The sequence below is a fragment of the Streptomyces spiralis genome (genome assembly GCF_014654675.1).
GTDB lineage: Bacteria > Actinomycetota > Actinomycetes > Streptomycetales > Streptomycetaceae > Streptomyces > Streptomyces spiralis.
In genome coordinates, this window is the sequence record NZ_BNBC01000029.1 from 75,651 (window position 1) to 99,626 (window position 23,976).

A 23,976-nucleotide genomic window follows, 5' to 3' on the forward strand; every position below is an offset into this window, starting at 1 on the left:
CTGCCACTGTATGCAAGCGCACGGACCCCTGGCGAAGTTCCCGAACCCCGTACGCCGAGAGCGAGAACGAAAGAAAGCGAATGCCTGGCCGAAACGGCCTCCGGGCGGGGACGGCGACGGCGTCCGTCGAGGAGGTGCGAGGGGCCTCGGGTGGAGGTGCGGGCCGGGGCCTCGGGTGATGTGTCGGGGGCGGGTCGGGAGGAGATGCGGGGGCGTCGGGCGGGTGGCCGCCGGGAGCATTGATCGCGGCACGCCGGGGCCTTGAGCGCGGACCGCCGGGGTGAGGGCGTGGGCCGCACGGGACGCGGGGCGGCGGCCCACCGAGGCGTCGGGCGGGTGCCACCAGGGGCCGAGGCGTGGACCCGCCCCGAGCGCGGCCGGGACCGCCGGAGCCTGGGTCGGCGGGGCAGGCACGCCGGTCGGCGCGGCTCGGGCCGGGCCGGGCACAGCTGGTCGGCGCGGCTCGGGCCGGGCCGGGCACGGTCGGCGGGGCGAGCCGTGGCGGACGGCGGAGAGGCCTTGCGGACGGCTGGACGCCGAGGCTTGGCGGACCGGACGGCCGGACGCGGAGCGCGGGCGGACGGCGGAGCGTAGGCCGAGGCCGACAGCCGAGACGGGCCGAACAGACGGTCGGCAAGGCTCGGGCCGGAGCGGGCAGCCGGGCGAGCGCGCCGGTCGGCACGGCGGCGCGGCCGGTCGGCACGGCGGCACGGTCGGTCGGCACGGCGGCACGGTCGGTCGGCGCGGCGGCACGGTCGGTCGGCGCGGCTCGGGCCGGGCCGGAGTGGTCATCGGGTGTGCCCGGGTGGTCGGCTCGGTGCGGGTCGAAGCGGGTGGTGGGGAACTCGCCTACGGTCCGCGCGGCGTCCCCGTCTCGATCGTCACGGTCCCCTTGCGCCGGGCGTGGCGGTGGGGTGCTGAGGTGCCCGGTCGGTGGGCTGGGGCGGGGTCGTGTCCGGGTTGTCAGTGCGGCGCGCCACAATGGTCCGCGTCAGATCCCGTCACACGCTTCAGCAAGAGTGAGCCGAAGTGGCGCGTCGGTGTCGACGGGGCGGGCGCGCACGGGCCCGGGAGGGCCCAGCGCGGTCGCCCCGCCGAGACCGGCATGAGCGCCCCGTAGGCGAGCGATCAGAGTTCAGGAGGAGCCGGCAGCGATGGCCCGCCGCAGCACGAAGACCCCGCCGCCCGACGAACCGTACGAGGAGAGGATCCTCGACATCGACGTCGTCGACGAGATGCAGGGCTCCTTCCTCGAGTACGCGTACTCGGTCATCTACTCCCGCGCCCTGCCGGACGCCCGGGACGGACTCAAGCCGGTGCACCGCCGCATCGTCTACCAGATGAACGAGATGGGCCTGCGCCCCGAGCGCGGGTACGTGAAGTGCGCCCGCGTCGTCGGCGAGGTCATGGGCAAGCTCCACCCGCACGGCGACGCCTCGATCTACGACGCCCTGGTGCGCCTGGCCCAGCCCTTCTCGATGCGTGTCCCGCTCGTCGACGGCCACGGAAACTTCGGCTCGCTGGGCAACGACGACCCGCCCGCCGCCATGCGGTACACCGAGTGCCGTATGGCCGAGGCGACGAGCCTGATGACCGAGTCGATCGACGAGGACACGGTCGACTTCGCCCCCAACTACGACGGCCAGGAGCAGGAGCCGGTGGCCCTGCCCGCCGCGTTCCCGAACCTGCTGGTGAACGGCTCCTCAGGCATCGCCGTCGGCATGGCCACGAACATGCCGCCGCACAACCTCGGCGAGGTGATCGCGGCCGCCCGCCACCTGATCAGGCATCCGAACGCGGACCTTGACGCCCTGATGAAGCACGTCCCGGGCCCCGACCTGCCCACCGGCGGCCGGATCGTCGGCCTGTCCGGGATCCGCGACGCCTACGAGACCGGGCGCGGCACGTTCAGGATCCGTGCCACGGTCTCGGTGGAGACCGTCACGGCCCGCCGCAAGGGCCTGGTCGTCACCGAGCTGCCGTTCACGGTCGGCCCGGAGAAGGTGATCGCCAAGATCAAGGACCTGGTCGGCTCCAAGAAGATCCAGGGGATCGCCGACGTCAAGGACCTCACCGACCGCGAGCACGGACTGCGCCTGGTCATCGAGATCAAGAACGGCTTCGTGCCGGAGGCGGTCCTGGAGCAGCTGTACAAGCTGACGCCGATGGAGGAGTCCTTCGGCATCAACAACGTCGCGCTGGTCGACGGCCAGCCCCTGACGCTGGGCCTGAAGGAGCTCCTGGAGGTCTACCTCGACCACCGTTTCGACGTCGTACGGCGCCGCAGCGAGTACCGACGCGGCAAGAAGCGCGACCGGCTGCACCTGGTCGAGGGCCTGCTGACGGCGCTGGTGGACATCGACGAGGTCATCAGCCTGATCCGCTCCAGCGAGAACTCCGCGCAGGCCAAGCAGCGCCTGATGGAGCGCTTCTCGCTGAGCGACGTGCAGACCCAGTACATCCTCGACACGCCGCTGCGCCGCCTGACCAAGTACGACCGCATCGAGCTGGAGGCGGAGAAGAACAGGCTCACGGCGGAGATCGAGGAGCTGACCCGGATCCTGGAGTCGGACGCGGAGCTGCGCAAGCTGGTCTCGGCCGAACTGGCCGCGGTCGCCAAGAAGTTCGGCAACCCGCGGCGCACGCTGCTCCTGGAGGCGGGCGCCGTCCCGGCCGCGACGGTGCCGCTGCAGGTGGCGGACGACCCGTGCCGCGTGCTGCTGTCCTCGACGGGCCTGCTGGCCCGTACCGCGGGCGCTGAGCCGTTCCCGCACGAGGCGGGAGGCAGGCGGCTCAAGCACGATGTGATCGTCTCCGCGGTCCCCGCCACCACCCGCGGCGAGGTGGGCGTGGTGACCTCGGACGGCCGTCTGCTCCGCCTGAACGTGATCGACCTGCCCCAGCTGCCGGAGACGGAGTCGGCGCCGAACCTCTCCGGCGGCGCGCCGCTCGCGGAGTTCGTCTCCCTGGAGGACGACGAGACGGTGGTCTGCCTGACCACGCTCGACGAGTCCTCGCCGGGCCTGGCGCTCGGCACCGAACAGGGTGTCGTCAAGCGGGTGGTGCCCGACTACCCCTCCAACAAGGAAGAGTTGGAGGTGATCACCCTCAAGGAGGGCGACCGGATCGTCGGCGCCGTCGAGCTGCGCACCGGTGACGAGGACCTGGTCTTCATCACGGACGACGCCCAGCTCCTGCGCTACCAGGCCGCCCAGGTCCGGCCGCAGGGCCGCCCGGCCGGCGGCATGGCGGGCATCAAGCTCACCGAGGGCGCCAAGGTCATCTCGTTCACGGCCGTCGACCCGGCCGCGGACGCGGTGGTCTTCACGGTCGCCGGGTCCCGCGGAACGCTGGACGACTCCGTGCAGACGACGGCGAAGGTGACGCCGTTCGACCAGTTCCCGCGCAAGGGCCGGGCCACCGGCGGCGTGCGCTGCCAGCGGTTCCTGAAGGGCGAGGACTGCCTGTCGTTCGCCTGGGCGGGCCCCGTCCCGGCCCGTGCCGCCCAGAAGAACGGCACCCCGGCCGAGCTCCCGGACATCGACCCGCGCCGCGACGGCTCGGGCGTGTCGCTGAAGAAGACGGTGGCGGCGGTGGCCGGACCGGTCTAGACCGGCGGTTCCTCGCTCCCCTGCTCGTCCTCGGGTTCCCGGACGTAGCGCAGGACGCCCCACATGCCGTGCTCGTCGGCGTGTGGGGCGTCGTTCTTGCACGCCTGCAGTTCCTTGCCGAGGAGCGGTGCGTCGATGCCGGAGCCGATGAGCACCAGCTGGGTGAGGCGGGGCTGTTCACCGGCCGGCCAGCGCTCCGGGTAGAAGCGCAGGAAGCGCCCCACGGCGTGCACGGCGTAGCGGTTGCGCCGGTCGTGGGGGCCGAAGTCGACGTATCCCTTGATCCGGTAGAGCCCCTCGGGCCTGCTGTCGAGGAACCGCATCAGCCGACGGGGGTCGAGCGGCACGTCGGAGACGAAGGAGAGGCTGTCGTAGTCGGCGTGCAGATGCCCGGCGTGACGGCCGTGGGGATCGTCCTCGTCGGCCGTCGACAGATCGTCGAAGGACAGCTGCCCGATGCGCTCCTCGTGCGGCCTGCGCTCGAAGAGGAACTCGGGGTCGACACGGCCGTAGGTCGCCGGCACGACGGCCGCCCCGTCGACGAGGGACCGTACGGTCGCGAGCACCCGCTCCGCGTCGTCGGCCCGGTCGGCCTTGTTGACGACGACGAGGTCCGCGAGCGCCAGATGCCGGTCGATCTCGGGATGCCTCGCGCGCGTGTCGTCGAACTCGGCGGCGTCCACGACCTCGACGAGGCCGCCGTAGACGACCCTGGGGTTCTCGCTGGCCAGGACCATGCGGACGAGTTCCTGGGGTTCGGCGAGCCCGCTGGCCTCGATGACGATCACGTCGATGCCGACCCCGGGGCGGGTGAGCCGGTCGAGATAGAGATCGAGCTCTCCTGCGTCGACGGCGCAGCACAGGCACCCGTTGCCGAGGGAGACGGTGGAGTCGCCGAGCGCGCCCGCGACCGCCATGGCGTCGATCTCGATGGCGCCGAAGTCGTTGACGATCGCGCCGATACGGCTGCCGCCACTGTGGTGGAGGAGGTGGTTGAGCAGGGTGGTCTTCCCGGAACCGAGGAATCCGGCGAGCACGAGGACCGGGATCTGACCACCGGTCCCGCCCGGGCTCGGACTCGGGTTCGGATCCGGGTTCCGGCTCGGCTGGCTCACCGCGCGACCTCTCTCACACCGACGCGTGCACCGGCTCACGGCCGCGGTGCACCTGGGACAACTGAATGCCGACCCAGGATACGAGCCGCGCGAATCACGCCGAAGTGAACGATTGTTAGCCGCACTTGCGGGGCAGACGTTGGACATGGCGCCGGAGTGTGCGACCCTCGCTTCCCTCCGTGCGCCTCCTCTCCGCCTCCCCGCCGATCAGAGCCGCTCGGCACCCTGGGAGACGGCAAGCGCCGCCCACCGCTCGCCGGTCCCCGTCACCCGCCCCAGCCCCGACGACCGGCGGACGGCCGCCTGATACGGGGGTTGACATGGTCATTCAGAAAAATGCCGCGGGGAGGTTCAGCTCCGCCGCGGCCGGTCTGCTGTGCGCCACCGCCATGCTGACGGTGGCCGCACGCCGGCACCGCCTGGAGGCGGAACGTCTGCAGATTCGGCGGCTCGAACTGGAGGAGCTGACGTCCCAGCGCCAGGCGCGGACGCATCAGCAACGCATGCACTGGGAACTGCTGTCCCGGGCGATCGACGACCCGTACCTGGCCACGGTGATCGACACGTACGACAAGAGCATCCCCGCCGAGAAACGCCGCCAGTTCTTCTACGCCAACGCCTGGTACACGCATCTCCTCCACCTGCACTGGGCGGGAGATCTCGATCTGAAGGAGTGGTACTCCCAACTGCGGGAGTTCTTCCAAAGTCCGGTCTTCCGGGAGTACTGGGAGGCGTCGCGACACATGCGGGCCGCGCTGAACCAGTCGTCGGACGAGGCTCGGCTGGGCCGTATCGCCGACGGTCTGGTCGAGGAACTCGACGAGGCCGCCACGGACGAGTGGTGGGTGGTGGGCACACTGCCGGATGACACAACTGAGTGAACTTCTGGCCACTTCAGCCACAAGTGTGTCTCCGACACCAGTAACGTGCTCCCCATAGAATCCCCCAGCTTTTTGCCCGTGAGGATCCAGTACCTTTGAAGATCGTGCGCCGCATCGGTGTGCCCCCAAGTGCCCGAGGCAGTAACTCAGGTTCCACATGCCCGGACCTGTTCGAGCTGAGCGACGGAAACTTCGCCGTCATCGGCACCGAAGCCACCGAGGCGCTGGAGCGGGAACTGCCCGCCGACGCCTCCCGCGCGGACTACGAACGCATCGTGGTCGTCAGCCGGGAGACGCTGATCCGCGCCAAGGCGGACATTCCCGACGCCTGAACCATCACGGGAGACCGCGTCCACCCCACAGGCGTCCCGTCCCCGCACCGGCCGCACGCGCAACCGCCCACCGAGCCGGACCGTCCCTCCGTCGAGCAGTCCGGCACCCCGTCCCTGCTCGACGCCCACCGATGAGGCCTGGCGCCCGAACGGCACCAGGCCGCACGCGTCTTTCAGGCCGCCTCGGGCACCTCCACCGGCGGGACCGGACCGACATACCGCGCCACCGGCCTGATGATCTTCGAGTCCTCCGCCTGTTCGAGGATGTTCGCGCTCCAGCCCACCACTCGGGCCGCCGCGAAGGTCGGGGTGAACATCTCGCGGGGCAGGCCGCAGAGTTCCATGACGACGCCCGCGTAGAACTCGACGTTCGTATGGAGTTCTCGGCCGGGCTTGAGCTCGGCGAGTATCGCCTCCACGCGGCGCTCGACCTCGACGGCGAACTCGACCCGCGGCCCGCCGAACCCCTGGGCGATCTCGCGCAGCATGCGGGAGCGGGGGTCCTCGGTGCGGTAGACGGCGTGGCCGAAGCCCATGATGCGCTCACCGGCCAGGACACGGTCACGGATCCAGGAGTCGATCCGGTCCGGGGTACCGATCGCGTCCAGGGTGTCCAGGGCCCTGCTGGGCGCGCCTCCGTGGAGCGGCCCCGACAGGGCGCCCACGGCGCCCACCAGGCAGGCCGCCACGTCCGCCCCGGTCGACGCGATCACCCGCGCCGTGAAGGTCGACGCGTTGAAGCCGTGATCAATGGTTGAGATCAAGTACTGCTCGACGGCCCGGGCGTGCCGTACGTCCGGTGCCGAACCGGTCAGCATGTAGAGGTAGTTCGCCGCGTAGGAGAGGTCCTCTCGCGGCTCCACCGGTTCGAGCCCCTGCACCAGCCGGTACAGCGCGGTGAGCAGCGTCGGCACGGCGGCACAGGCCACCAGCGTGTCCTGGCGCCTGCGGGCCGCGTCGATGTCGTACACCGGCTGGAATCCCTGGGCCGCCCCGAGCACGGACAGCGCCGTGCGCAGGCCGGAGAGCGGGCCGGAACGGGTGCTCGCCGCCGCGACGGCCGGCAGTGCCGCCCGGACCTCCTCGGGCAGCCGGCGCAGCGCGGCGGTCCGGGCGGCGAAGGCCTCGCTCTGCCGCGCGTCGGGGAGCTCCCCGTGCGCGAGCAGGTACCAGACGTCCTCGAAGCGGCGGGTGCGGGCGAGCTCGACGGCCGAGTACTGGCGGTAGTGGTAGAAGCCCTCGAGCCCACGGACGTCACCGATTCGGGTGTCGGTGACCACGACTCCCGCGAGGCCCCGCGGTGCGTCGACAAGAGTGGTTGCGGCCCTGTTGCTGGACATGTTTCCTCCCATGGACTTGAGCCGACTGTCCATGCTTGACTCTATCGCTGTCAATATTGATTGAATCAATGCTCTACTTGATGGCTGGGCCGGATACGGTGAGCTCCATGCGCGATCAGGAACCTGCCGTCGGCGCCGCGGAGCGGCGGCTGAGCACCAAGGAGACCGCCGAACTGCTCGGCGTGAAGCCCGAGACCGTGTACGCGTACGTGAGCCGTGGTCAGCTCAGCAGCCGTCGTGATCCGAGCGGCCGGGGCAGCTCCTTCGACGCCAAGGAGGTCGAGGCGCTCGCCCGCCGCAACCGCCGGGACGGCGGCAGCGGCGCGGACTTCGGCGGGGAGCTGTCCGTGCGGACCCGCATCACCCTCATCGACACCGACCGCTACTACTTCCGCGGTGTCGACGCGACGGAGCTGGCCGCCCGGCACACCTACGAGGAGATCGCCGAGTGGCTCTGGACCGGGCGGCTGCGCCCCGGAGTCACCTTCACCGCGCCCGAGGCCTCCGTCGCCGTGGCCCGCCGGGCCGTGGACGCCCTGCCCGAACACGCGGGGCCCACCGACCGGCTCCGGGTCGCCGCGATCGCCGCCGCCGCCGCGGACCCCCTGCGGTTCGACCTCTCGGAGGACGCCGTGCTCGGCACCGCGCGCGTGCTCATCCCGACCCTCGTCGCCGCGCTGCCACCGGTCCGGTCCGCACACCGCGACCAGGGTCCGCTCGCGCACCGGCTGTGGGGACGGCTGACCGGTCACCCCGCCGACGACGCCTCACTGCGCGTCCTGGACACCGCGCTGGGCCTGCTCGTCGACCACGACCTGGCCGCCTCGACGCTCGCGGTGCGCGTGGCCGCCTCCGCCCGCGCACACGCCTACGCCGCCGTCTCCGCGGGGCTCGGCGTGCTCGAAGGCCCGCTGCACGGCGCGGCCGGCGGACTGGCCCACCGGCTCGTCCTCGAGGTCCTGGACCGGGGCGCCGCGGGGCCCGTCATCGCCGACGAACTGCGCGAGGGCCGCCGCATCCCCGGGCTCGGCCACCGCCTCTACCCCGGCGAGGATCCACGCGCGCGTGCCCTCTTCGGCCTCCTGGAGGACATCCCGCGGGCCGCGCCGGCCCTCGCCGCCGCCCGCGACATCGTCGCCACGACCGCCCGCCACGCCCCGCTGCACGCCAACGTCGACCTGGCCCTCGCCGTGTTCACCGCCTCGTCCGGCATGCCCTCCAGCGCCAGTGAGACGATCTTCGCCGTGGCCAGGACGGCGGGCTGGATCGCCCACGCTCTGGAGGAGTACGGGGAGCGCCCGCTGCGCATGCGCCCGAGCGGCCGGTACGTCGGTCCGCGGCCCCCGCGGCCGCTGCCGGAGTAGATCATTCCGAGCGCCGGATGCAGCCGGTGCGACAAGTCAGGTTAGGCTCGCCTGTGTGAGTACGTGCGCGACCGTCTCCCGGCAGCTCCACGAGCCGCTGTCCGCCACCGCACCCACGGCGACGACGTGGCTGCTGCTCGAGCAGCCCGGCCCCTGGGGCCCGAAGGCGCTCACCTCCAGCCATCTCGACCCGGGCCTGGGACGCTTGCTGGAGCGGGCGGCGCAGGGCACCGGCGTCCGCGTCGCGCTGATCCGCCGCCCCGGGCGGCACGCCGACTGCCGCACGCCGTCCGTGCGGCATGTGTACGCGGCCCACACGGTTCCCGGCAACGTATGGCTGCACAGCGCCACGACCGTCGACCCGGAGCGGCTGCTGGATCTCGACTTCGCCGCCCTGGGCAGGGGCGATCACCGCAGCTTCGGCACGGTGCTGGGCGGCAGGCCGCACACGGGCGATCCGCTCGCCCTCGTCTGCACCAACGGCAGGCGCGACCGGTGCTGCGCCCTGCTCGGCCGGCCGCTGGCGGCCGCGCTCGCCGCCACCGGGGTGCGGGAGGCCTGGGAGGTCACCCACCTCGGCGGCCACCGCTTCTCCCCGACCCTGCTCGTCCTGCCGTACGGATACGCCTACGGCAGGGCCGAGGCGCACACCGTCATGGACGCCCTGCACGGCGTGCGTGAGGGCCGGGTGGTCCTGGAGGGCTGCCGGGGCCGTACCGCCTGGGAACGGCCCGGACAGGCGGCGGAGCTGGCCGTGCGGACGGCGTCCGGAGAGGACCGGGCGGACGTGCTGACCGTCGTGGGCACCGAGAACCTGGACGCCGACGGCGCGGCGCCCCGCTGGGAGGTGACCGTCGCCCACACCGACGGACGCCGGTGGCACGTGACCGTGGAGCAGGGCGCCGCCGTGCCGCCCCGCCCGGAGAGCTGCGGCGCGGCGGTACTGGGCGCGCCGGCTCACATGGACGTGACGGCCGTGCGCGAACTGACGGTCGCCCGGTCGGCGCCCGCCCGCTGAGACCGGACCATGTGACCGCGCGGGGTCCCGGTGCACGGGGCCGGGCCGTCGTGGTCACCGGCCGCGCCGGGATCGGGAACCGGTCACGAGATCCACGCCACAACCCCCTGGGGCAGCGCCCGCCCGCCGACGTACCGTCATGGGCATGAGCCCCACTCCCCCCGCCCGCCGCCTGCGCCTGGGCCTGCCACGACGGGTGTTCTCGCAGGTGCTGGTGATGCAGTTGGCGATCGCCGCGGGAGTGGCGGTGCTGGCCACCGGGCTGTTCCTCGCGCCGCTCAGCCATCAGCTGGACGACCAGGCGATGCGCCGCGCGCTCGCCATCGCCGAGACCACCGCACAGAACCCGCAGATCGCACACGACCTGCGGAACACCCCGCCGACCGTCGAGGGGCCGGTGCAGAGGGAGGCGGAGCGGATCCGGCTGGCCACGAACGCCGAGTACATCGTGGTGATGGACAGGCACGGCACGCGCTGGTCCCACACCGATCCGAAGCAGATCGGCAATCATGTCTCGACGGACCCCCAACAGGCGCTGGCGGGCCACGAGGTCATGCAGATCGACACCGGCACCCTGGGCCGCTCCGCCCGCGGCAAGGTGCCGCTGTACGACGACCACCACCGCATCATCGGGGCGGTGTCGGTGGGCATCGCCTACGACAGCGTCCGCGCCAGGCTGATCGACGCCATACCGGGGCTGCTCGCGTACGCGGGCGGTGCGCTGGCGGTCGGCGCGCTGGCCGCCTGGCTGATCTCCCGGAGGGTCCAGCGGCAGACCAGGGACCTGGCCTTCTCGGACATCGCGGCCCTGCTCGCCGAGCGCGAGGCGATGCTGCACGGCATCCGGGAGGGCGTCGTCGCCCTCGACCGCGACGGCCGTGTCCGGCTGCTCAACGACGAGGCCCGGCGCCTGCTCGGCATCGGTGACGAGGCGGTCGGCCTGTCACTGGACGAGGCGCTCGGCGAGGGCCGTACGACCGACGTCCTGGCCGGGCGGGTCACGGGCACCGATCTGCTCACCGTGCGCGGGCAGCGCGTCCTGGTCGCCAACCGCATGCCCACCGACGACGGGGGCGCCGTCGCCACGCTGCGCGACCGCACCGAGCTGGAGCAGCTGGGCCGGGAACTGGACTCCACCCGCGGTCTGATCGACGCCCTGCGCGCGCAGGACCACGAGCACGCCAACCGCATGCACACGCTGCTGGGGCTGCTGGAGCTGGAGATGTACGACGACGCGGTGGAGTTCGTCGGGGAGGTCGTCGGCGACCACCGGGCCACGGCGGAACAGGTCACCGAGAAGATCCAGGACCCGCTGATCGCCGCCCTCCTGGTCGGCAAGGCGACCGTCGCGGCCGAGCGCGGAGTCGCCCTGTGGGTCTCGGACCGGACCCGGCTGCCGGACCGGCTGGTCGATCCCCGGGGCCTGGTGACGGTCGTCGGCAACCTGGTCGACAACGCGCTCGACGCCGTCGCGGCGACCCCGCACGCGCGCGTGGAGGTCGAACTGCGCGCCGAGGGACGTACCGCTGTGCTCAGGGTGCGCGACACCGGGCCGGGGATCCCGGCGGACCAGCGGGACCTGATCTTCACGGAAGGGTGGTCCACCAAGCAGCCGCCGGCGCACGGCAAGCGCGGCATAGGGCTCTCCCTGGTGCGCCGGCTCGCCGAGCGGCAGGGAGGGCGTGCGGCGGTGGGCGAGGCGCCCGGCGGCGGCGCGGAGTTCACGGTCGTGCTCCCGGAAGCGCTCGCGGAGCCGGACCTGGCGCCAGTGAACCAGCCGTCCATGGATCCGTCGACCACGGACGCCGCGCCCGCGGGCCCGGAACCCTCCCTGGCCGCCGCCGTCGAGACCGCCGGGGAGGAGTCGCGATGATCGAGGTGCTGGTCGTGGACGACGACGCCCGGGTGGCGCGGGTCAACGCGGCCTACGTCGAGAAGGTGCCCGGCTTCCACGTCGCGGGGGAGGCGCACAGCGCGGCCGAGGCGCTGCGTCTGCTGGAGACGCTGCCGCGAATGGACCTGGTCCTCATGGACCACTACCTGCCCGATGAGACGGGTCTGGCGGTCGTGCGGGAGATGCGCCGCCGCGGGCACCAGACCGACGTGATCATGGTGACGGCGGCCCGGGACGTGGCGACCGTCCAGGCCGCGATGCGGCACGGGGCGCTGCAGTACCTGGTCAAGCCGTTCGCCTTCGCGGGCCTGCGGGCCAAGCTCGAGGCGTACGCGCGGCTGCGCCGCACGCTGGACGGCGGCGGCGAGGCGGAACAGGCCGAGGTGGACCGGATCTTCGGGGCGCTGTCCGCCCCCGCCGATCCGGGGCTGCCCAAGGGGCACTCCCCCACCACCGCCGCACTCGTCCGCCAGTCGCTGATGGCGGCCGAGGGCCCCTTGTCGGCCCAGGAGATCGCCGACCGGACCGGGGTGAGCCGGCAGACCGCCCAGCGCTATCTGAAGCTCCTGGAGCGCACGGGACGGGCCAGGCTGACCCTGAAGTACGGCGACGCGGGCCGCCCGGAACACCGTTACGTGTGGGCGACCCGCGTCTGAGGACAGGGCTCGTGGGGCGGGGGAAGAGCCCGTGTCCCCCTGTGCATACGGATGTCAGCCGGTGGCCTTCTCGACGAACTCGGTGGTGAATGTCTTGCTCAGGTCCACCTTGGCGTTCTTGATGTTGGGGTTGAACGCCTTGAGGACCTTCTCGACGGTCTCCGGGCCGTTCGCCGGCATGACGCCGTCCTTGGTGAACATCGGCAGGGTGCTCTTGATCGCCTCGGCGTACAGCGTCTTGTTGCCCTGGGAGTAGTCGGCGGGCATCTTGGCGGCGATCTCGGAGGCGCTGTGGGTGGACATCCACTTGAGCGTCTTGACGAACGCATTGACCAGCTTCTGGACGGTCTCCTTGTGACCGTTGACCCAGTCGGTCTGCATGTACAGGCTTGACGACGGGTACGGGCCACCGAGCGCCGCCTGCGAACCCTCCGGGGTCCGCATGTCCAGGAGGACCTTGCCCGCCTTCTTGTCCAGGATCGTGGCGACGGTCGGGTCGGTCGTCATACCGGCGTCGATCGAGCCCTTCTGGAGGGCGGAGATGAAGGTCGGTCCGGCCCCGACGGCGACCGGTGAGAACTCGTTGACGTTCACGCCGTTCTTGACCGCGAGGTACTTCGTGAGGAAGTCGGTCGAGGAGCCGAGGCCGGTGACGCCGAGCTTCTTGCCCTTGAAGTCCTTCGGTGAACCGATCTTGCCGGCCGCCTTGCTGGAGACGACCTCCACCTCACCGGGGGCGTGCGAGAACTGGACCACGGACTCGACGCTCTTGCCCTTGACCTGCAGGTCGAGGGTGTGGTCGTAGAAGCCGACGGCGCCCTGCACCTGGCCGGAGACGAGCGCGGTCTCGGCCTGGACACCGGCGGGCTCGCTCAGCAGCTCGACATTGAGGCCCTCGGCGGAGAAGTAGCCGAGGCGCTGGGTGAGCATCGCGGGCATGTAGATGACCTTGTCCAGGCCACCGACCATGATCTTGACGTGCTCGCCCTTGCCGTCGCCGCCGCCGCTGTCGGCGGTCGAACTGGCCGCGTCGTTGGCGCAGGCGGTGAGGGAGGAGAGGGCGAGCAGGCCGGCGGCGGCCGAAGCGGCGAATCTGGCGGACTTGCGCATGGCGGTTTCACGTCCTTGTGAGAGGGCGGTGCGGGAGAAAAAACTTCGAAAGACGGACTTCGAGGGGCGGTGGTCGCGGCGGCGGCCGGGGTCAGTGCCCGGAGTCCGAGGGCTTCCAGCGGAAGATGCGCCGCTCGGCGAAGGTGAGCAGGCCCTCGGCGACGAGCGCGACCGCGGCGAGGATGACCATCGCGGCGTACACACCGGCGGCGTTGAACGTGCCCTGGGACTGCGCGACGAGCAGGCCGATGCCCCGGGTGGCGCCGATGTACTCGCCGACGATGGCGCCGATGAGGGCGAAGCCGAAGCTGACATGGAGGCTGGTGAAGATCCACGAGGTCGCGGACGGAATGACCACCTGGAAGGTCACCCTGCGGTCGCTCGCGCCCAGGATCCGGGCGTTGGCCACCAGGTTGCGGTCGACCTCACGAGCGCCCTGGAAGGCGTTGAAGAACACCGGGAAGAAGACGAGGACCACCGCGGAGGCGACCTTGGAGGCCGGTCCGAGCCCGAACCAGATCACGAAGATCGGGGCGAGGACGATCCTCGGTATGGAGTTGAGCACCTTGATGTAGGGGCCGAGCACATCGGCGAGGAACCTGATGCGTCCGAGCGCGATACCGAGGACCACACCCGCCACGACACCGAACACCCAGCCGAGCAGTGCCTCGTAGAGCGTGTACCAGATCTGCTCGCCGAGCGATCCGAGCGCCGTGCCGTGCGTGACCCACGTCCAGATCTGGTCCCAGATCTGCGAGGGCATCGAGAAGTTGAACGGATCGATGACCTTCGCGCGGGAGAGCACCTCCCACAGGCCGAGCACGGCCACCAGCAGCAGCACGCGCGCGGAGGCGATGACGGCCTTGCGCCTGCGGGCTGCCCGGGCCCGGGAGTGCGCCCGGTCGGGGGTCTTCGCCGTGTCGGCGACCGGTGTACTGAGGACCTCAGGCGACATGGGCGGCACCTCTTTCGCGGGTGATCCGGACCTCTTCGCCGAGGGACTCCCAGATCTCGCGGTAGATCTCGATGAACTGCGTCTGCAGGCGCACCTGCTCGACCTTGCGCGGGCGGGGCAGGTCGATGTCGAAGATCTGCTTGACGGTCGCGGGACCGGCCGTCATCACGACGACCTTGTCGGCCAGCGCGATGGCCTCCTCCAGGTCGTGGGTGACGAAGACGACCGAGGCGCCCGTGCCCTCCCACAGCTCCAGGAGCTCGTCCGACATCAGCGCCCGGGTCTGCACGTCGAGCGCGGAGAACGGCTCGTCCATCAGCAGGATCTCGGGGTCGTTGACGAAGGTGGCGGCGAGGGCGACGCGCTTGCGCTGACCGCCGGAGAGCTGGTGCGGGTAGCGGTCCTCGAAGGCGGCGAGCCCGACCCGCGCCAGCCATGCGCGCGCCTTCTCCTTCGCCTCCGCTTTGGGTACGCCGCGGAAGCGCGGTCCGGACATCACGTTGGACAGCACCGTGCGCCAGGGGAACGTGGCGTCCTGCTGGAAGACGAAGCCGACCTTGCCGCCGACGCCGTGCACCGGTTCGCCGGCCACCAGCACATCGCCCTGAGTGGGCTCCTCGAGGCCACTGACCAGGGTCAGCGTGGTGGACTTGCCGCAGCCGGTGGGGCCGACCACCGCCACGAACTCACCCCGCCGAACGGTGAGGTCGAGGTCTCTGACTGCGGTGTGCAGGCCCCCGGACGGGGTCCTGAAGGTTTTGCTCGCGCCCCGTAGCTCGATGGCGGGGCTGGTGTCTGTGCTCATGGCCCGGGACGGTAGGTGTGGCCCCGGCCACAGCAGCAGTCTTGTGGGCACAAGCCGTTCTTTTGCTCGCAAGCATCTGTTGTGCTCGTTTTGCTCGCGTTACAACAACGGAGCCGAAACACGGGCTTAACGCTCGCCTGGCCTTGGGAGAAAGAGGCCCGATGATTGACGTCCTGGTGGTCGACGACGACTTCCGTGTCGCCGAGATCAACGCCAAGTACGTGGGAAAGGTTCCCGGCTTCCGGGTGACCGCCCGCGCGCACAGTGCCGCCCAGGCACTGACCTGCGTGCAACGCGGCGGCATCGACCTGGTCCTGCTCGACCACTACCTGCCCGACCGGACGGGCCTCGAGCTCGTCCACCGCATGCGGGAACAGGGACTGGGCACCGACGTCATCATGATCACGGCGGCCGGTGACGTGGCGACCGTGCAGCAGGCGATGCGCCTGGGCGCGCTGCACTACCTGGTCAAGCCCTTCACGTTCGCGGCGCTGCGCACCCGCCTGGAGTCCTACGCCGCGCTGCGCCGCACCGTCGACCGTGTCGGCGGGCGGGGGGTCGCCGGGCAGGAGCAGGTGGACCGGATCTTCGGTGCGCTGCGCACCACACCCGCGCCCTCCTCCCCCGGGCTGCCCAGCGGCCACTCGGAGCCGACGACGGACCTCATCTGCGGTGTCCTGCACGGCGCCGACGAGCCGCTGTCGGCGCACGAGGTGGCCGCCCGCACCGGCCTGAGCCGTTCCACCGCCCAGCGCTACCTCCGCCACCTGGAACAGGCCGGCCGTCTGCGCCTGTCCCTGAGGTACGGCGACACCGGACGCCCGGAGCACCGTTACGCATGGGTGGCACCGTAGGGCGGGTCGTGTGGTCCGGGATGCCACGACGGCTGCGGGCCGGCCGTTTCCGGTGCCGGTCGGTCCTGGCCCGGACGAGAGTCCTGGCCCGGACGAGAGTCCTGGCCCGGACGAGAGTCCTGGTCCGGACGAGAGTCCTGGTCCGGACGAGAGGCACTAAACGGCCCCCGCTCCCGTCAGCGACCGCACCTCCGTCTCCGCGTGCTTGGCCTCGTCCGGCGGCTCGGCGGAGGTGACGGTGCCGAGCCAGCCGGCGAGGAACCCGAGCGGGACGGAGACGATCCCCGGGTTCTGCAACGGGAAGAACTGGAAGTCGACGCCCGGGAACAGTGAGTCGGGGCTGCCGGAGACCACCGGGGAGAGCACGACCAGCACCAGGGCGGGGATCAGACCGCCGTAGACGGCCCACACCGCGCCGCGGGTCGTGAAACCGCGCCAGAACAGCGAGTAGAGCAGTACGGGCAGGTTCGCGGAGGCGGCGACGGCGAAGGCGAGACCGACCAGGAACGCGACGTTGAGATCGCGGGCGAGCAGGCCGAGGCCGATGGCGACCACACCGATGCCGACGGCAGCGACCCGCGCCACTGCGACCTCACCGCGCTGCCGTCCGCTTCGGCGCCGCAGCGACGCGTACAGGTCGTGGGCCACCGACGCCGAGGAGGCGAGCGTGATCCCGGCGACCACCGCGAGGATGGTGGCGAAGGCCACTGCGGCCACGACCGCGAACAGCACAGTGCCGCCCGTGGAGTCCGCGCCGCCGCCCAGATTCAGGGCGAGCAGCGGAACCGCCGTGTTTCCGGCCGCGTTCGACCCCCGGACCGCCTCCGGCCCGACGATCGCCGCGGCGCCGAAGCCGAGGACGATCGTCATCAGGTAGAAAGCGCCGATGAGCCCGATGGACCAGATCGCCGAACGACGGGCGGCCCGCGCGGTCGGCACGGTGTAGAAGCGGGACAGGATGTGCGGCAGCCCACCCGTGCCGAGCACGAGCGCGAGGCCGAGACTGATGAAGTCCAGGCGGGCCGTCCAGTCCCCGCCGTATTTGAGCCCCGGTGCCAGGAAGGCGTCCCCGTGGCCGCTGTGCTGGGCCGCGGTGAGCAGCAGCCGGTCGATGTCGCCGTGGAACCGGACCATGACGAGCACGGTCAGCACGACCGTGCCGCCCAGCAGCACGACCGCCTTGACGATCTGGATCCATGTGGTGGCGCGCATCCCACCCAACGACACATAGATGACCATCAGCGCGCCCACACCGATGACGGTCCATGCCTGCGCCGCCCCGCCCGTGCGCCCGAGGAGCAGGGCCACCAGGCTGCCCGCGCCCACCATCTGCGCCACCAGGTACAGAACGGACACGGTGACCGAGGAGGTTCCCGCCGCGATCCGCACCGGCCGCTCGCTCATCCGTGCCGCGACCACGTCGGCGAGCGTGAACCGGCCGCAGTTGCGGACGAGTTCCGCCACGAGGAACAGCACCACCAGCCAGCCGACGAGGAAGCCCACCACATAGAGCACCCCGTCGTAGCCGAACAACACGATCAGTCCGGGGACCCCGAGGAAGGAGGCGGCCGAGGCGTAGTCACCCGCGATGGCAAAACCATTCTCTAGGGGAGAGAACAGCCGCCCGCCCGCGTAGAACTCCTCCGCCGAACCCTGCCGGTGGCGGCTCACCCAGGTGGTGATGGCCAGCGTGATCGCGACGAACACGCTGAACAGCAGCAGTGCCAGGGTCTGATGGTCTCCGGTCACGACGCACCGCCCTGGGCTGCGCCCCGCGTGAGTTCCTGGGTGTCCCAGCGCAGTTCCAGCGCGGCCCGGTCCCGGCGCAGCCGTGCGTGCCGTGCGTAGGCCCAGGCGAACAGGAAGGTCGTGAGGAACTGTCCCAGCCCCGCGAGCAGCGCCACGTTCACCGCGCCCGCCACCGGCCGCGCCATGAACCCCGGCGCGGTCGTCGCGGCCACGATGTACGCCACGTACCAGACGAAGAACACCGCCACCGCCGGCACCACGAACCTCCGGTAGCGGCTGCGCACCTCCTGGAACGCCGCGCTGCGCTGCACCTCCAGGTAGACCTCGGCCGCCGCGCCGACGCGCGGCGCGGCTTGCCCCTCCCGGCGTGGCGCCGGTACGGGTGCGACGGGAGCGCCGGTGGCTTCTCCCTCACCCCACCCTGAAGCCAGCGCGTCGTACCAGGGGTCGCGGTACCTCATGTCCTCGGATGCCGGGCCCTGCCCGTCGTGGTGCCCCGACGCGTTCTCGGAACCGCCCCCGTCCCCGTGGGGACGGCCGTTGCTCGACTGCATGCCCAAGGATGGACAGAACGGGAAGTTCCCCGACTTCTCTTCTCCTCGCTCTTCACCCCATCAGGTGACTCACCTGGTCGGCGGCCGCACCAGCCCGTTCGCGTAGGCGTAACGCACCGCCTGCGCCCGGTCCTTGAGGCCGGCCTTGGCGAAGAGATTGTTGATGTGGGTCTTCACCGTCGCCGTGGAGACATGCAGCCGGCGGGCGATCTCCTGGTTGGTCAGGCCTTCTGCGATCAGCACCAGCACCTCGCACTCCCGTGCCGTGAGTCCGTCCGGCGCATCGGCGGCGGGCGACGACTCGGGCGCGGATGAGGGCTCGGGCTCGGACAATCGCTCCAGCAGCCGCCGCTGGATGCTGGGCGACAGTCCGGCGTCACCGGACAGCACGCTCTCCACCGCGCGGACGATCTCGTCACCGCCCGCGTCCTTGGTGAGATATCCGCGGGCGCCCGCCCGGAGGGCCGGAAACAGCGACTCGTCGTCGGCGTAGGTCGTCAGGACCACCACCTGTGTCCCCGGGTGCTCCGACCGGATGCGCCGGGTGGCCTCCACACCGTCGCACCGGGGCATCCGCAGGTCCATCAGCACCACGTCGGGGGCGAGTTCCGCGACGAGTTCCACCGCCTCGTGCCCGTCCCCCGCGGAGCCCACGACCTCGATCCCGGGCAGCAGCCCCAGCAGCATCACGATGCCCTCCCGGACAACCGTCTGGTCGTCCGCCACCACCACCCGCGCGGGCTTCCTGCCGGCCTCCTCGCTCACACCGGCACCTTCAACGTCACCGCGAACCCCTCCTCGTGCGGTCCCGCCTCCAGCGAACCGCCCAGCAGCTCCGCACGCTCCCGCATGCCCAGCAGACCGTACCCGCCCCCGGCCGCGGCGAGCTCGCCCGGCTTGCCCCCCGAGTCCCGTACGTCGAGCATCACCTGGTGCTCGCCGTAGTCCAGCCGGACCCGCACCTTGGCGCCCGGCGCGTGCTTGCGGACGTTGGTGAGAGCTTCCTGGGCGACCCTGCGCACGGCCTGCGAGGCCTCGGCGGGCAGCGGTCTGCGTTCACCCGAGATGGTGACCTCGGCACCACCGCTCACCCCGACGAGCTCGCTGAGGAAGTCCTCCAGCGGGGTCAGGTCACCGCGCAGGGCGGACAGCGCCTGCCGGGTCTCGGCAAGACCGTCACGGGCCATCCCCCGCGCCGCCACCACCCGCTCGAGGATCTGCTCCCGGTCCGCACCGCGCTCGATGAGCAGCCGGGCGGCCTCCAGATGCACGAGCTGCGCCGAGAGGCTGTGGGCCAGCACGTCGTGGATCTCCCGGGCGATCCTGGCCCGCTCGGCCAGTGCCGCCGACTCCGCCTCCGCCGCGTGCGCGGCCCGCTCCTGGGCGAGCAGCCGCTGGGCGTTTCCGCGGGCCTCGGCGTCGAGCCGCAGGACGTAGCCGGCGAGGGCCAAGCCGATGCTCGTGACGATCGTCGTCAACAACTTGTCGTCGTTGACCAGGCTGTACGCGGTCAGGGAGACCGCTGTCACAGGCGCGGCGGCGGTGAGGGGCATTCTCTCGAGCGCACCTACCGCGCAGCCGCACCAGATGACGAGGGCGGGCACCTTGAAGCCGGTGGCCTCGGCGGCGACCGCCATGCCCATCAGCACCGCGATGAAGGCCAGGGAGGGCAGGAGCCGGTGCGCGAGCGTCGTCCGGAAGAAGGCCCAGGCGGCGGCCGCCACCACGAGGACGCCCACCGCCGCGACGACCTGCCCCCAGAGGGGAATCCGTCTGCTGCTGACGGCGCCCCACAGCAGCCCGCCTGCCACCAGCACCCGCACGACCCAGCTGAGCAGGCGTCGGGGCTGGGAGAGGCCCACGCGCCCCAGCGCCTCCGGTGAGGGCCAGCGCGTCCAGGCGTTCTCCGTCACACACGCTCCTTCCACGCGGGTCGGGGCTTGCCGCCACGGTACGCCGTGACCGGGGCGGATGCCGAGGTCAGCGCACGCGTCCGCCAGGCGAGAAGCCCGGAGCGGACCAGCAGGGTGCCGGCCAGGGCGACCATCACGGCCCCGCTGTCCTGGTGCACACCGAGCGCGGCACCGAGCGCGAAGAGAGCGACGCGCAGGGCGATGCCGCCGATCCAGACAGCCGCGCTGGCCTTGGTGCTCTTGGTCCACACCGTGCCGTCCGGCTCCGCCCATATGCGGGTGGTCCAGGCCCAGCCGGCTCCCGTGCCCAGGCCGATGAGCAGTTCGGCGGCGAGCAGTACGACGGACTCGGTGCGGTGGTGGGCATCGATGATGCCGGGTTCGCGAAGGGCGACGACCGCCAGTATCGCGGGCAGGACCCACCAGCGCCGATCGGCGTCGAGCCGGCGTGCCGCGAACTGCCGCACGATCACCAGGGCGGCGACGGCGACGATCACCAGCGCGTTGACGAGCCCGGACATCTTCAGCCTCCGTGAGCGGAAAGGAGAAGCCGGCGGCACGGTGCCGCCGACGCCTTCGACGCTACGGAAATCCGCGGTCCGGCTGATCGGAGCCGGGGTGGATCGCGGGTGGAAACCGCACCTCGCCGATCTCCACCCCCAGGTGGAGAACCCGCCCTGTTCCGAGACCGGAGGGGTCCTGGCCTGCCCGTGCCGTGCGGGCCCGGGCCGAGCCGGGGCGGGACGGGACAGGGCGACGGCCAGAACGAGGCCGGTGCCGGGCTCGGTACAGGGCGGGAGCGGACCCGGACTCACGGCTGGATGAGGCAGAGCCAGGCAGGTCAGGTCAGGTCAGGACAAGGCCAGAACAGGGCACCCGACCGTACGAGCCCGCGCCGGGACGAGGCAGGGCCGAGACAGGCGCACACCCGCGCCGAACGGACTCGGGCCGGAACGGGGGGCAAGCCCGGACAGGCCGGAAGGGAGCGAGCCAGGCGCCGGCCTGGACGAGGCGGGAATGGGCGCCCTCCAGGCCGGGACTAGGCGGGAATGGGCGCCCTCCAGGCCGGGACGGGGCAGGAACAGGCGCGCCCGGGCCGGGACAAGGCCGGGCAGGCGCCGTGCCGCGACAGGGTCGGGGCACAACGGACACGACCGGACGGTTCCGTGCCGAGACCCGGCAAAGCCGAGACCGGGCAAACCAGGACAAGGTAGAGCGAGGCAGGGCAGCCGGGGCGCGGACCGCCGGTGACGGTCGCGCCGGGGCGCCCTGCCTGCGTCGTACCCGGCCCGGGGCCGGGTCGTACCCGGCCGGGGCCGGCGGGGCGGCTACGCGTCGATGCGGGAGCGGTCCAGCGTGGCCGCCGAGCTCGCGATGAACTCCTTGCGGGGCGCCACCTCATTGCCCATCAGCAGGTCGAAGACGCCCTCCGCGGCCTCCAGGTCGGAGAGGTTGATCCGGCGCAGGGTGCGGTGGCGGGGGTCCATGGTGGTCTCGGCCAGCTGGTCGGCGTCCATCTCACCGAGGCCCTTGTAGCGCTGGATCGTGTCCTTGTACCGGATGTTCTTGCTCTGGAACTCGAGCAGCTTGTCGCGCAACTCGCGGTCCGAGTACGTGTAGACGTACTTGTCCTGCCCCTTCTTCGGCTGGATCAGCTCGATCCGGTGCAGCGGCGGCACCGCGGCGAAGACCCGGCCGGACTCGACCATCGGCCGCATGTAGCGGTGGAACAGCGTCAGCAGCAAGGTCCGGATGTGGGAGCCGTCCACGTCGGCGTCGGTCATCATGATGATCTTGCCGTAGCGGGCCGCGTCGATGTCGAAGGTGCGGCCCGAGCCCGCTCCTATGACCTGGATGATCGCACCGCACTCGGCGTTCTTCAGCATGTCCGTGACGGACGACTTCTGGACGTTGAGGATCTTTCCGCGAATGGGCAGCAGCGCCTGGAACTCGGAGTTCCGGGCCAGCTTCGCCGTACCGAGGGCGGAGTCGCCCTCGACGATGAACAGTTCGCTCCGGTCGACGTCGTCGCTGCGGCAGTCGGCCAGCTTGGCTGGCAGCGAGGAGGACTCCAGAGCCGTCTTGCGGCGCTGCGCGTCCTTGTGCTGGCGGGCGGCGATGCGCGTACGCGCGGCGGCGACGGCCTTCTCCAGCACCACACGCGCCTGCTGTGCGGCGTCGCGCTTGGTGGAGGTCAGGAACGCCTTGAGTTCCTTGGTCACCACGTTGTTGACAATGCGGCGGGCCGCCGAGGTACCGAGGACCTCCTTGGTCTGGCCCTCGAACTGGGGCTCGGCGAGGCGGACCGTGACCACCGCGGTGAGGCCCTCCAGCGCGTCGTCCTTGACGATGTCGTCCTCCGCGACGCGCAGCAGCTTCTTGGTCCGCAGCACCTCGTTGAGCGTCTTGGTGACGGCCTGCTCGAAGCCGGCGACATGGGTGCCGCCCTTGGGGGTGGCGATGATGTTGACGAAGGACCGCACCGTCGTGTCGTAGCCGGTCCCCCAGCGCAGCGCGACGTCCACGCCGAGTTCGCGGGTGACCTCGGTGGGCGTCATCTGGCCGTGCTCGTCGAGGACCGGGACGGTCTCCTTGAAGGTTCCCTGACCGCTGAAGCGGAGGATGTCGCAGACCGGCTTGTCGCTCGCCAGGTACTCGCAGAACTCGCTGATGCCCCCGTCGAAGCGGAAGGACTCCTCGCCCTTGCTGCCGCCCTCCCCGAGGCCGTACTCGTCGCGCACGACGATGGTCAGGCCCGGCACCAGGAACGCGGTCTGGCGGGCGCGCTGGTGCAGGGTCTCCAGGGAGAGCTTGGCGTCCTTGAGGAAGATCTGGCGGTCGGCCCAGTAGCGCACGCGCGTGCCGGTGCGGGTCCTGGGGATCTTCTTGGCCTTGCGCAGGCCGCCCTTGGCCTCGAACTTGGCGTCGGGTCCGTTGCCCGTGAACGCTCCGGGCACGCCGCGCCGGAAACTGATGGCGTGGGTGTGGCCGCCGCGGTCCACCTCGACGTCCAGCCGGGCGGAGAGGGCGTTGACCACGGAGGCGCCGACGCCGTGGAGACCGCCGGAGGCCGCGTACGAGCCGCCGCCGAACTTGCCGCCGGCGTGCAGCTTGGTCATGACGACCTCGACGCCGGACAGGCCGGTCCTGGGCTCGACGTCGACCGGGATGCCGCGGCCGTTGTCCCGCACCTCCACCGAGCCGTCGTCGTGCAGGACCACCTCGATGTGGTCGCAGACGCCTGCCAGGGCCTCGTCCACGGAGTTGTCGATGATCTCCCACAGGCAGTGCATCAGGCCACGGCTGTCGGTGGACCCGATGTACATACCGGGGCGCTTGCGCACGGCTTCGAGGCCCTCGAGGACGAGCAGGTGCCGCGCGGTGTAGTTGGAACCGTCCCGGTCTGCTCCTGCCAGCAGCGCTGTGGACGGCACGGACGTATCGGCGGTCACGCGGTTCGCTCCTCGCTGAATTTCAGGTTGGGCCCTCGTGGGTAAGGGCGCGGCTTCGGTTGCCGCTCAGAGGGTACCGAGGCCTGGTAGAGCCGTTGTAACGCAACCCTCTGCATCGACACAGACTAGTCGAGAGTCGCATGCGCGTTCGATACCTCGATGGAGTGAAGCACATATCACGTTCCCTTCGAGGCATGAACCATTTAGGCTCCGGGCACGTCCTCCTGAACAACCGGCAACCCGGCCGGGGAGGACCGACCATGACCGACAGCGCGAACCCGTAAGACATACAGACGTAATACGGCACATTCGCCGCCAAACCGGCAACGGACAGCCTCTCGGGAAGATTTTTTCGAGGAAATGCCACGAGCGG

General features: G+C 71.2%; 19 protein-coding genes. 8 read left to right on the forward strand and 11 right to left on the reverse strand.

Features of this window, described 5'->3' with window-relative positions:
* Nucleotides 1-1,154: 1,154 nt before the first annotated feature.
* Nucleotides 1,155-3,611, forward strand: coding sequence for a DNA gyrase/topoisomerase IV subunit A (locus tag IE318_RS27005; protein WP_189904450.1), 2,457 nt, complete (start codon nt 1,155-1,157; stop codon nt 3,609-3,611).
* Here IE318_RS27005 and IE318_RS27010 read toward each other — a convergent pair.
* On the reverse strand, nt 3,608-4,726 hold the full coding sequence (locus IE318_RS27010) for a CobW family GTP-binding protein (RefSeq protein WP_189904452.1): 1,119 nt from the start codon (nt 4,724-4,726) through the stop codon (nt 3,608-3,610). The two genes, IE318_RS27005 and IE318_RS27010, sit on opposite strands and share 4 nt — an antisense overlap.
* Before the next feature lie 320 nt (nt 4,727-5,046).
* On the opposite strand from IE318_RS27010, the gene IE318_RS27015 reads away from it, so the two are divergent.
* Together IE318_RS27015 and IE318_RS27020 are read left to right on the forward strand one after the other, a co-directional pair.
* The gene (locus tag IE318_RS27015) at nt 5,047-5,607 is read left to right on the forward strand and encodes a DUF6082 family protein (RefSeq protein ID WP_189904454.1); all 561 of its coding nucleotides are present in this window, start codon (nt 5,047-5,049) and stop codon (nt 5,605-5,607) included.
* Nucleotides 5,608-5,702: 95 nt separating this feature from the next.
* Complete coding sequence (locus tag IE318_RS27020) at nt 5,703-5,939, forward strand: hypothetical protein (protein WP_030171879.1); 237 nt, start codon at nt 5,703-5,705, stop codon at nt 5,937-5,939.
* 173 nt (nt 5,940-6,112) lie between these two features.
* On the opposite strand, the gene IE318_RS27025 is transcribed toward IE318_RS27020, so the two are convergent.
* Nucleotides 6,113-7,279 (reverse strand): citrate synthase/methylcitrate synthase, encoded by a 1,167-nt coding sequence (locus IE318_RS27025; protein ID WP_189904455.1) that lies wholly within the window; start codon nt 7,277-7,279, stop codon nt 6,113-6,115.
* A 107-nt stretch (nt 7,280-7,386) separates the two neighbouring features.
* Here IE318_RS27025 and IE318_RS27030 point away from each other — a divergent pair, with 107 nt between their 5' ends.
* The 4 genes from IE318_RS27030 (at nt 7,387) to IE318_RS27045 (ending at nt 12,211) form a co-directional block, all read left to right on the forward strand.
* On the forward strand, nt 7,387-8,643 hold the full coding sequence (locus IE318_RS27030) for a citrate synthase (protein ID WP_189904458.1): 1,257 nt from the start codon (nt 7,387-7,389) through the stop codon (nt 8,641-8,643).
* 55 nt (nt 8,644-8,698) lie between these two features.
* The gene (locus IE318_RS27035) at nt 8,699-9,661 is read left to right on the forward strand and encodes a ferredoxin family protein (protein ID WP_189904460.1); all 963 of its coding nucleotides are present in this window, start codon (nt 8,699-8,701) and stop codon (nt 9,659-9,661) included.
* A 145-nt stretch (nt 9,662-9,806) separates the two neighbouring features.
* Entirely contained in the window at nt 9,807-11,534 is a 1,728-nt protein-coding gene (locus IE318_RS27040) for an ATP-binding protein (RefSeq protein ID WP_189904462.1), read from the forward strand.
* On the forward strand, nt 11,531-12,211 hold the full coding sequence (locus tag IE318_RS27045; protein WP_030171885.1) for a response regulator: 681 nt from the start codon (nt 11,531-11,533) through the stop codon (nt 12,209-12,211). Before IE318_RS27040 ends, IE318_RS27045 begins: the two co-directional genes overlap by 4 nt.
* A gap of 54 nt (nt 12,212-12,265) precedes the next feature.
* On the opposite strand, the gene IE318_RS27050 is transcribed toward IE318_RS27045, so the two are convergent.
* The 3 genes from IE318_RS27050 to IE318_RS27060 form a co-directional block, all read right to left on the reverse strand.
* The gene (locus IE318_RS27050; protein WP_030171886.1) at nt 12,266-13,321 is read right to left on the reverse strand and encodes an ABC transporter substrate-binding protein; all 1,056 of its coding nucleotides are present in this window, start codon (nt 13,319-13,321) and stop codon (nt 12,266-12,268) included.
* A 91-nt stretch (nt 13,322-13,412) separates the two neighbouring features.
* A complete protein-coding gene (locus IE318_RS27055) occupies nt 13,413-14,276 on the reverse strand; it encodes an ABC transporter permease (protein ID WP_189904464.1) in 864 nt (287 codons plus the stop codon).
* Nucleotides 14,266-15,081 (reverse strand): ABC transporter ATP-binding protein, encoded by an 816-nt coding sequence (locus IE318_RS27060; RefSeq protein WP_030171891.1) that lies wholly within the window; start codon nt 15,079-15,081, stop codon nt 14,266-14,268. The genes IE318_RS27055 and IE318_RS27060 overlap by 11 nt, the downstream gene beginning before the upstream one ends.
* 161 nt (nt 15,082-15,242) lie before the next feature.
* Between IE318_RS27060 and IE318_RS27065 the strand changes: the two genes are divergently transcribed.
* Nucleotides 15,243-15,935: a response regulator gene (locus tag IE318_RS27065; protein WP_030171893.1), complete on the forward strand. Its 693-nt coding sequence runs from the start codon at nt 15,243-15,245 to the stop codon at nt 15,933-15,935.
* A 156-nt stretch (nt 15,936-16,091) separates the two neighbouring features.
* Here IE318_RS27065 and IE318_RS27070 read toward each other — a convergent pair whose 3' ends face one another.
* From IE318_RS27070 to IE318_RS27095, 6 genes are all read right to left on the reverse strand, one after another.
* Nucleotides 16,092-17,684: a monocarboxylic acid transporter gene (locus IE318_RS27070; RefSeq protein ID WP_189904466.1), complete on the reverse strand. Its 1,593-nt coding sequence runs from the start codon at nt 17,682-17,684 to the stop codon at nt 16,092-16,094.
* Nucleotides 17,681-18,238, reverse strand: a complete 558-nt coding sequence (locus IE318_RS27075) for a DUF485 domain-containing protein (RefSeq protein WP_189904468.1) — start codon at nt 18,236-18,238, stop codon at nt 17,681-17,683. The genes IE318_RS27070 and IE318_RS27075 overlap by 4 nt, the downstream gene beginning before the upstream one ends.
* Nucleotides 18,239-18,307: 69 nt before the next feature.
* Nucleotides 18,308-19,003, reverse strand: coding sequence for a response regulator transcription factor (locus IE318_RS27080; RefSeq protein ID WP_189904469.1), 696 nt, complete (start codon nt 19,001-19,003; stop codon nt 18,308-18,310).
* Nucleotides 19,000-20,151 (reverse strand): sensor histidine kinase, encoded by a 1,152-nt coding sequence (locus IE318_RS27085; protein ID WP_189904471.1) that lies wholly within the window; start codon nt 20,149-20,151, stop codon nt 19,000-19,002. Before IE318_RS27085 ends, IE318_RS27080 begins: the two co-directional genes overlap by 4 nt.
* The gene (locus tag IE318_RS27090) at nt 20,148-20,672 is read right to left on the reverse strand and encodes a CcdC protein domain-containing protein (RefSeq protein ID WP_189904473.1); all 525 of its coding nucleotides are present in this window, start codon (nt 20,670-20,672) and stop codon (nt 20,148-20,150) included. Before IE318_RS27090 ends, IE318_RS27085 begins: the two co-directional genes overlap by 4 nt.
* Nucleotides 20,673-21,479: 807 nt before the next feature.
* Nucleotides 21,480-23,603: a DNA gyrase/topoisomerase IV subunit B gene (locus IE318_RS27095; RefSeq protein ID WP_189904475.1), complete on the reverse strand. Its 2,124-nt coding sequence runs from the start codon at nt 23,601-23,603 to the stop codon at nt 21,480-21,482.
* Nucleotides 23,604-23,976: the final 373 nt, after the last annotated feature.